Annotated in this window: 3 protein-coding genes and 1 pseudogene; all 4 read left to right on the top strand. The window is 54.4% G+C overall.

Annotation, left to right across the window (positions count from 1 at the left end; translation table 11 throughout):
• Positions 1-136: 136 nt before the first annotated feature.
• Positions 137-555: pseudogene (locus tag K309_RS38850) on the top strand (Lrp/AsnC family transcriptional regulator).
• Between the two features lie 503 nt (positions 556-1058).
• Entirely contained in the window at positions 1059-1667 is a 609-nt protein-coding gene (locus K309_RS0134430; protein ID WP_029050413.1) for a hypothetical protein, read from the top strand.
• A 71-nt stretch (positions 1668-1738) separates the two neighbouring features.
• Complete coding sequence (locus K309_RS38855) at positions 1739-2284, top strand: ankyrin repeat domain-containing protein (RefSeq protein ID WP_051320773.1); 546 nt, start codon at positions 1739-1741, stop codon at positions 2282-2284.
• An 11-nt stretch (positions 2285-2295) separates the two neighbouring features.
• Positions 2296-2538 carry an FmdB family zinc ribbon protein gene (locus tag K309_RS41295; RefSeq protein WP_084402710.1) on the top strand — a complete coding sequence of 81 codons (243 nt, stop codon included), beginning with the start codon at positions 2296-2298 and terminating at the stop codon, positions 2536-2538.
• The last annotated feature ends 222 nt before the right edge of the window (positions 2539-2760 follow it).

Consider the following 2760-nt stretch of genomic DNA (forward strand, 5'->3'; position numbering starts at 1 on the left):
AAACGTCAGCCCAACCGACCCCGGATTTATGCAACAACGCCCATGAAACCCATGGGAACCACAACATTTCACACGACCAACCAACCAGGTAAGCGTTGATGCACTAGATGGTATCGACAAGACCATCTTGAGAGCCATGCAGCAAGATGCATCGATCTCAACTTGGCGCTGGCAGCGCATCTCAATCTAAGCCCGCCGGCGTGCTCTCGGCGCCTTGAACGACTCAAGAGGACTGGCCTCATCCGTGGCATCGTGGCGCTGCTGAATCCGGTGAAGCTAAGGGCTGGCATGCTTGTATTGATTGGCGTGGTCCTGGAACGTGCCACTCCCGAGTCCTTTTCGAAGTTTGAGGAGGCCGCGATAGAAGTCACAGGCTGCATGGAATGCCATGTAGTAGCTGGGGAGTTCGATTATTTCATGTTGGTCCGGACTCGGGATAGCGAGAGCTTTAACAGACTGCATTCCGAGCAACTTCTATACCTGCCCGGTGTACGACAACTCCGTTCCTTCATGACGCTCAAGGAAGTGCTATCGAGCACCCAGATTCCGATTTGATTTGAAACGACTGACGGTAAATTTCAGCGTCTCTACAGGTCGGCTTGTAGAAAGCTACGCCGGCCGTGTACTGCTTGGTTCCGGGGGACAGGGCGGCGGCGTCCTTAGCCACTAGCAGCGCCTGAGCTCGGGGGCCTACCCGCGTCGCATAACATTATTGCCGAAACTGAGCGCTTGCCTTTCGTTCTTCGGCCACTGCACAGCGGTTGTTCCGCCCAGTTCCCAGTTCAGTCGGTTTCCTCGTCGCGTTTCTCAGCATCAATGGTTTCTCAACTTTGGCGTGAGCGTGTAGTGCCATGTACTTTTTTTCAGTGGCCTTTAAGACAAACCTCTGCTCCTTTTGTCGCGAATGACACCTCGCTACTCCTCGAAAGCCTGCCCGCATACCATCTCAGCATATTTTTTTACTGGTACGGATGTTGCGGAGGTCTTAGCCGTCGCGTCGCTCCATACGCAACGTTTCGGTTAGTGTGGGGTGCCTTTGCTTGAAAGGAGGAATATGTATGACCGCTACACCTGTTCGTGATGAGCTCGACGACACCCCGTTCGCGCGTCTCCAACACGAGGGGCGTCTTCTCAATGCAGTCTTCAAGGGTCGAACGACGAAGCCAAGGCGCGTTGGTTTTCGGGGCGAACTTGCGCTCCGCTTCGCCCCGCGGCTCGCCGACGAGGCGCGGCCACCCGAACTGTGCTGCGAGCAGGTGATGGCTGTGGCCCATGCGGGTGATTCTCAGCTGCCATTCTTTTGCGGCTGGCTCTTGAGTTTCGAGCACTTAAGAGACGTCGCCGAAGTGTTGGGTGACGCCTTGCACGCGCGCGGGAAGTACTTCCTCTTCTGCGACAATATCGATCTGACTAAGCGGTACCAAGTACCGTACAGGGGAGCAATGTTCTATGTACTGCCGATCATTGAGTCGACTGTGTACAACGAGATGCTGGAGCTTCTGTACTTGGAAAAAAATGAGCTGAAAAAGCAAAGTACGGCAGCGAAGTTGGATGCTATAGCCGACGCCGGTTGCCGATTCGAGTTGCCCTTTGACATTATCAGCTATGAAGAAGGAATCAAAGTGATGGGGCCGGTGCGCAATCCACACGAAAATCGACCAGTCTGACGTTTTCATTGCGGCCTCTTGAAGTGTGACGATTCGTCTAACGGGATACACAGATACAACCGGAGTGCCAGATGTCACTGGAGAACACGATTGCCCCCTACGAGATCATAGATACTGAACGCCCCCGAAGTATCGAAGTATCGTGGAAAAGCCGTAGGCATGCGCCCCTTGTGATATGGCTGTCGAACCATGGCTTCCCCGACGCAGCTTCATTTGGCGTAAATGGCATTACGCCACTGATGGAGGCCGCGCTAGAGGGGAATGACCACATTGTCGCGACTTTGCTCTATGAGGGTGTACCCGTCGCCATGCTAGACGACGAAGAGAATAGTGCGCTCTGGTATGCGTGTTTGAACGGTGCGCCAAAAACTATCCTCAGGTTAATCAACGCCGGCCTCGATATCGATCACACAAACGGAGATGACCTCACGTGTCTAATGCGGGCCGCTGCAAGTGGCCGGCTTGACGTTATGAGATTTTTGATGTCGCTAGGAGCAAACGAAAGGCTCGTTGCACCCGACGGGCGAAACGCTCTGGAAATGACGACTGATTGCGTAATGAGGAATTGCATCGACCATCGAACAGAGGCCATTCCGTTGGATACTAATTTTCTATGAAGAAGAGGCCTATGCCGCTCTACGACTATGTTTGCTGCCAATGCGGTCTACGCTACGAAACGCTTGTACGCGCAAGCCAAAAGCCCGTGTGCCCGCAATGTGGCAGCGTGACACTGACTAGGCAAGTCTCTGCGCCGTCCCCTCCCCTGCGTAGCAAGTCGCTCGTCGCAGCCGCACGTCGGCAGGCGGCAAAGGAAGGACATGTCAGCAATTACACAGCGGAGGAACAACGGGAACTCCTTCGCCGGAGCTGAAAGAAAGAGGGGACGACCGACACGTACGCCAGAGAGGCTGCTCCCTTTCGCGAAGCCACGCAACGATCCTCACGCCACCGTGCTCTTGGCCGTCTTCTCTTCATATACGGATTTATATGGCGGTTCACCTAGTCTTACTGTGTCACAAATGTGATCGATCAGCCGGACGCGCAACATGGGCAAATGCCAAGGCTGCGCATCAGGTGGAAGCTAAGTTGATGG

Origin of the sequence: Cupriavidus phytohabitans, assembly GCF_000426345.1 — a bacterium.
Classification (GTDB): Bacteria; Pseudomonadota; Gammaproteobacteria; order Burkholderiales; family Burkholderiaceae; genus Cupriavidus.

What these genes read in the sequence shown, in the direction of transcription:
- K309_RS0134430 (WP_029050413.1), top strand. Translation starts at nt 1,059, where the DNA reads ATGACCGCTACACCTGTTCGTGATGAGCTCGACGACACCCCGTTCGCG.
- K309_RS41295 (WP_084402710.1), top strand. Translation starts at nt 2,296, where the DNA reads ATGCCGCTCTACGACTATGTTTGCTGCCAATGCGGTCTACGCTACGAA.
- K309_RS38855 (WP_051320773.1), top strand. Translation starts at nt 1,739, where the DNA reads ATGTCACTGGAGAACACGATTGCCCCCTACGAGATCATAGATACTGAA.